Source organism: Pseudomonadota bacterium, from assembly GCA_016927275.1.
Taxonomy (GTDB): Bacteria; UBA10199; UBA10199; order 2-02-FULL-44-16; family JAAZCA01; genus JAFGMW01.
The window spans coordinates 1-4887 of the sequence record JAFGMW010000042.1; the positions used below are offsets into that span (position 1 = coordinate 1).

Consider the following 4887-nt stretch of genomic DNA (forward strand, 5'->3'; position numbering starts at 1 on the left):
AGTTACCAGTCACTAAGTACAGGTAACAATTGACTTTCCCGACTGTTTCCATTAGCAAGGCAAGATGCAGAGCGGCATAATCAGATTCGTCCTCTTCTATCCGCTGTTCCTCTTTTCCCTTTCGTTTCACGAGGCTGCGCACGCCTATATCGCCGACAAGTTCGGCGACCCGACCGCGCGCCTGTTGGGCCGCGTGAGCCTCTCCCCGTTCCCGCACATGGACCTCGTGGGCACAGTGATCCTGCCGGCAATAGGCATACTCACCGGAGCCCCTGTGATCGGCTGGGGAAAGCCGGTGCCGGTCAACCCGTACAGGCTCAAGGGGGAGGCCAGAAAGTCGAACCTGTGGGTCGCGGCTTCAGGCCCCGCATCCAACATCTTCCTCGCGCTCTGCTTCGCAGGCCTCACGAGGCTTTTCCTGGCGGTCCTCCCGAACATGCCGCCCGCGTGGGTCGTGCCGGGCAGCTTCGGCGGCACCGTATTCGGCGGGCTCTACGCCATCTTCGAGATGGGCGTGATACTGAACCTCGTGCTCGCCTTCTTCAACCTCCTGCCGCTGCCCCCCCTTGACGGAGGCTCGGTCCTGAGGGGAATTCTGCCGGTCACGAGCCTGGACGCGTTCGACCGCTTCTCGCGCTACAGCTTCATGATTTTGCTTGTACTGTTCGTGACCGGATTGCTAAGGTACATCCTCGTCCCGGTCTTCTTCGTGGCGGGATATCTGCTCCCTTCGTGAGCCAGAGGGCGTGATGGCAGGCAAGAAGCGCATACTCAGCGGCAACCGGCCGACCGGAAGACTCCACTGGGGCAACTACTTCGGGGCGCTCAAGAACTGGGTGGCGCTGCAGGAGGAGTACGACTGCTACTACTTCGTGGCCGACTGGCACGCGCTCACCACCGGCTACGAGCACACCGAGGGGATCTCCGAATCGGTCAAGGACGTGCTCCGCGACTGGCTCGCAGCGGGCCTCGATCCGAAGAAATCCACGATCTTCATCCAGTCCTGGGTGCCGGAGCACGCGGAGCTGCACCTGCTGCTCTCCATGATGACGCCTCTGGGCTGGCTCGAGCGAGTGCCGTCGTTCAAGGACATGCAGGCCCAGCTGGCCGACCGCGACCTCAACATGTACGGGTTCCTGGGCTACCCGCTCCTGCAGGCGGCCGACATACTGATCTACAGGGCCGACTTCGTGCCCGTGGGCGAGGACCAGCTCGCGCACCTGGAGTTCGCGCGCGAGCTCGTGCGCCGCTTCGCGTTCATCACGGGCCACGACGCCTTCGTCGAGCCGAAGCCCATGCTCACCGAGGCGGCACGAGTGCCCGGCATCGACGGCCGCAAGATGAGCAAGAGCTTCGACAACGCCATCTACATGGCCGACCCCGACGACGAGATCCGGCGCAAGATGATGGCGGCCGTCACCGATCCGGCGCGCAAGCGCAGGCAGGACCCCGGGAACCCCGAGGTCTGCAACATCTTCGCCTACCACAGGCTCTACACCGAGCCGGCCAAGGTCGCGGAGATCGCCTCGCAGTGCAGAAGCGCGGGCATCGGCTGCGTGGACTGCAAAAGGATCTGCATCGAGAACGCGATCCGGTTCTGGAGGCCCGTCAGGGAGCGCCGCGGGAAGTGGGAGGGCAGGGACGCGGAGCTTCTCGCCATGGCCGGGGAGGGCAGCGAGAAGGCCCGCGGGATCGCCAGGGACGTGATGGAGAGGGTGAGGAAGGTCATGGGAGTGGTGTATGAATGACGACTACAGGGTGAATCTGGAGGTATTCGAGGGGCCGCTCGACCTGCTCATGCACCTCATCAGGAAGAACGACCTGGACGTCTACGACATCCCGGTCGCCTTCGTCCTCGAGGAGTACATGAGCTACATCGACACGCTGCGCGAGCTGGACATCGACCTCGCCGGCGAGTTCCTCCTCATGGCCGCGGAGCTCGCGCACATAAAGTCGAGGCTCCTCCTTCCCGAGGGCGAGGCCGAGGGCGAGGAGGAGGAGGCGGACCCGCGCGCAGACCTCGTCCGCAGGCTGCTCGAGTACCAGCGCTACAAGCAGGCCTCCGAGCAGATCCTCGAGAGGGCGATGCTCGGACGCGACGTCTTCACGCCCATGGCGCCCGAGAGGGTCATCTGCGAGTCGCAGGGGCCGGTGGAGGGGGACATCTACGAGCTGGTCGAGGCGTTCTCAAGGATGCTTCGCAAGGTGCCCGAGCAGGAGTACCACGACATTGCGGTCGACCGCATCTCGGTCAACGACCGCATCTACCAGATAGTCGGGATGCTGAGGAAGGGGGCCACCACCTCGATCGAGGAGCTCCTGCCCGAGCCGATCGGGCGATACGACGTGGTCATCACCTTCATAGCGCTGCTGGAGATGGCCAGGCTCAGGATGATCAGGGTGTATCAGCAGAGCGTCTGCGGCCCGATCCACATACAGGGCACGATGGAGGAGGTCTCGGACGAGGACGTGCTGAAGCTCGTGGAGAACGAGGCCACCGGATTCGACAGGCCTGACTCCGGCGAGGGCGCACGGGCGACCGACGATGACGGGTCAAATGGGAGGCAAGATGGATAGGGATGAGCTCAGGCCTATAATCGAGTCCATGATATTCGTCTCCGAGGAGCCGCTCACCGAGAGCGCGATCGCGATCGCCCTCGCCGACGCGGGGGTCGACAAGGCCGAGGTCGCCCTGTGCCTGGAGGAGATCGAGAGGGACTGGAACCAGTCCCCGCAGCGCGGGATCGCGCTCGCCAGGGTGGCGGGCGGTTACCAGTTCCGGACGAAGGAGGCGTGCGCCGAGTGGCTCCGCAGGCTGGCGATCCCCAAGCCCATGCGCCTCTCGGGCCCCGCGATCGAGACGCTCTCCATAGTCGCGTACAGGCAGCCGATACTCCGCAGCGAGGTCGAGAAGATCCGCGGCGTGGACTCGGGAGGGGTTCTCAAGACCCTGCTCGAGCGGAGGCTCCTGCGCATCGTGGGACGCAGCCAGGAGCCCGGGCAGCCCCTGCTCTACGGGACCACCAAGGAGTTCCTGGAGATATTCAACCTCAACACGCTCAAGGATCTGCCCACGCTCAAGGATCTCGATGACCTGATGAGGGAGCGGCGCGAGCAGCTCAAGGGAGAGGGGGTCGAGGCGCAGAGCTCCGACGACGAGGACCTCACCGAGGTGATGGACGCCGACGATGAGGAGGACGAGACCGAGGTCATCGAACGCAAGCCCCTGGACGAGGGCGAGGAGAACGACGAGGACATGAAGGCCCTCTCGGAGCTCGAGGGCCAGCTCAAGGGGCTGCGCAGGCTCGAGCGCGAGATATTCCCCTCTCAGCAGGAGGAGTCGGTAGAGGCGGTCGAGAACCGGGGGGCGGGGGAGGGTGAGGATGCCGCAGAACGGATCGGCGGGACGGGGACGGCCCCGCCCGGGGAGGGGGATTTCAGCGCGGCCGAAGCGGCGGCGCAGGATGGAGCTGCCCCGAACGATGAGGCTGCAGAGATTCATCGCCCTGTCGAGTGAGCTCTCCAGGAGGGCCGCGGAGGCGGCCATCGCGCGCGGAGAGGTGACGGTCAACGGCGCAGTGGTCGCCAGGCAGGGCGTCTCGATCGACCCCGCGAGAGACCGCGTGGAGCTCAACGGCAGGACGATGGCGCCGAGGCAGGGACCCACCTACATCGCACTCTTCAAACCTCACAACACGATGGTGACCAAGAGCGACCCCGAGGGGCGCCCCACTATCTGGGACATCCTCCCGCAGGGCCACAGGGCGAGGCTCAACTCGGTCGGCCGCCTCGACTACGACTCGGAGGGGCTCATCATACTCACCGACGACGGCGATTTCATCAACCTGCTCACCCACCCGAGGCACGAGATCTGGAAGACCTACAGCGCACGCGTCAAGGGCGAGCCCTCGCCGGAGGCGCTGGACTCTCTCCGCCTGGGGGTCCGGCTGGACGACGGGATGACGCTGCCTGCGAGGGTCAGCAGGGCGGACAAGGGAGGCGAGAACGCGCTGATCGAGATCTCGATACGCGAGGGGCGCAACCGCCAGGTGCGCAGGATGTTCGACGCGATCGGCTGCCCGGTGATCAGGCTGCGCAGGACCGCGATCGGCCCTGTTAAGATAGGGAGGCTCGCTCCCGGCAGGTGGCGGGAGCTCACCGACGGCGAGATCGACGGGCTGACGGGCGCGGCGAGGCGGAAATAAAAAAGGCGGCGCATTCGCGCCGCCTCTTCTTTTCCCTACGATCGGTCACTCCTTGGTCTCCTCGAACTCCGCATCCACGACCTTCTCGTCCTTCTTCTCCTCTTTCTTCGGCTCCTCTGCGGTCCCGCCCGCGGCCGCCTGGGGGCCGGCCTCGGTCGAGGTCGCCTTGTACATCGCCTCGGCCATCTTGTGCGAGGCCTGGGTGAGCTCCTCCATCGTCCTCTTTATCCTGCCGGAGTCCTTCTCCTCGATGGCCTTCCTGCACGCCTCGCATGCCCCCTCGATCTTCTTCGCGTCCTCCTCGGGGACCTTGGCGCGGTTCTCCTTGAGGACCTTCTCGGTGTTGTAGACGAGGCTGTCGGCCTGGTTGCGCAGGTCGATCTCCTCGCGCCGCTTCTTGTCGTCGGCCTCGTGGGACTTCGCTTCCTTCACGAGCCTGTCGATGTCGTTCTTTTCCAGCCCGGAGCTTGCGGTTATCGTTATCTTCTGTTCCTTGCCCGTAGCCTTGTCCTTGGCAAGGACGTGCACTATGCCGTTGGCGTCGATGTCGAAGGTGACCTCGATCTGCGGTATGCCGCGCGGCGCGGGCGGGATGCCGTCAAGGTGGAAGCGGCCCAGCGTCCGGTTGTCGCCCGCCATCTCGCGCTCGCCCTGCATCACGTGGACCTCGACAGAGGTCTGG

5 protein-coding genes and 1 pseudogene are annotated in these 4887 nt (G+C 65.0%); 5 read left to right on the forward strand and 1 reads right to left on the reverse strand.

Going from position 1 to position 4887, the window contains the following annotated elements:
• Nucleotides 1–64: 64 nt before the first annotated feature.
• The 5 genes and pseudogenes from JXA24_02800 to JXA24_02820 all read left to right on the forward strand — a co-directional run bounded on the left by JXA24_02800 (nt 65) and on the right by JXA24_02820 (nt 4205).
• Nucleotides 65–736, forward strand: a complete 672-nt coding sequence (locus JXA24_02800; GenBank protein ID MBN1282687.1) for a site-2 protease family protein — start codon at nt 65–67, stop codon at nt 734–736.
• 13 nt (nt 737–749) lie between these two features.
• On the forward strand, nt 750–1748 hold the full coding sequence (gene trpS / locus JXA24_02805) for a tryptophan--tRNA ligase (GenBank protein ID MBN1282688.1): 999 nt from the start codon (nt 750–752) through the stop codon (nt 1746–1748).
• Nucleotides 1741–2577, forward strand: a complete 837-nt coding sequence (locus tag JXA24_02810) for a segregation/condensation protein A (protein MBN1282689.1) — start codon at nt 1741–1743, stop codon at nt 2575–2577. Before trpS ends, JXA24_02810 begins: the two co-directional genes overlap by 8 nt.
• Nucleotides 2570–3097 (forward strand): annotated as a pseudogene (gene scpB / locus JXA24_02815) (SMC-Scp complex subunit ScpB). Before JXA24_02810 ends, scpB begins: the two are co-directional and overlap by 8 nt.
• 385 nt (nt 3098–3482) lie before the next feature.
• A complete protein-coding gene (locus JXA24_02820; GenBank protein MBN1282690.1) occupies nt 3483–4205 on the forward strand; it encodes an rRNA pseudouridine synthase in 723 nt (240 codons plus the stop codon).
• A gap of 45 nt (nt 4206–4250) precedes the next feature.
• On the opposite strand, the gene JXA24_02825 is transcribed toward JXA24_02820, so the two are convergent.
• The coding region (locus JXA24_02825; protein MBN1282691.1) for an Hsp70 family protein at nt 4251–4887 on the reverse strand (637 nt) is incomplete at its 5' end.

Coding starts and splice junctions, on each gene's coding strand:
- JXA24_02800 (MBN1282687.1), top strand. CDS start 65: ATGCAGAGCGGCATAATCAGATTCGTCCTCTTCTATCCGCTGTTCCTC.
- trpS (MBN1282688.1), top strand. CDS start 750: ATGGCAGGCAAGAAGCGCATACTCAGCGGCAACCGGCCGACCGGAAGA.
- JXA24_02810 (MBN1282689.1), top strand. CDS start 1,741: ATGAATGACGACTACAGGGTGAATCTGGAGGTATTCGAGGGGCCGCTC.
- JXA24_02820 (MBN1282690.1), top strand. CDS start 3,483: ATGAGGCTGCAGAGATTCATCGCCCTGTCGAGTGAGCTCTCCAGGAGG.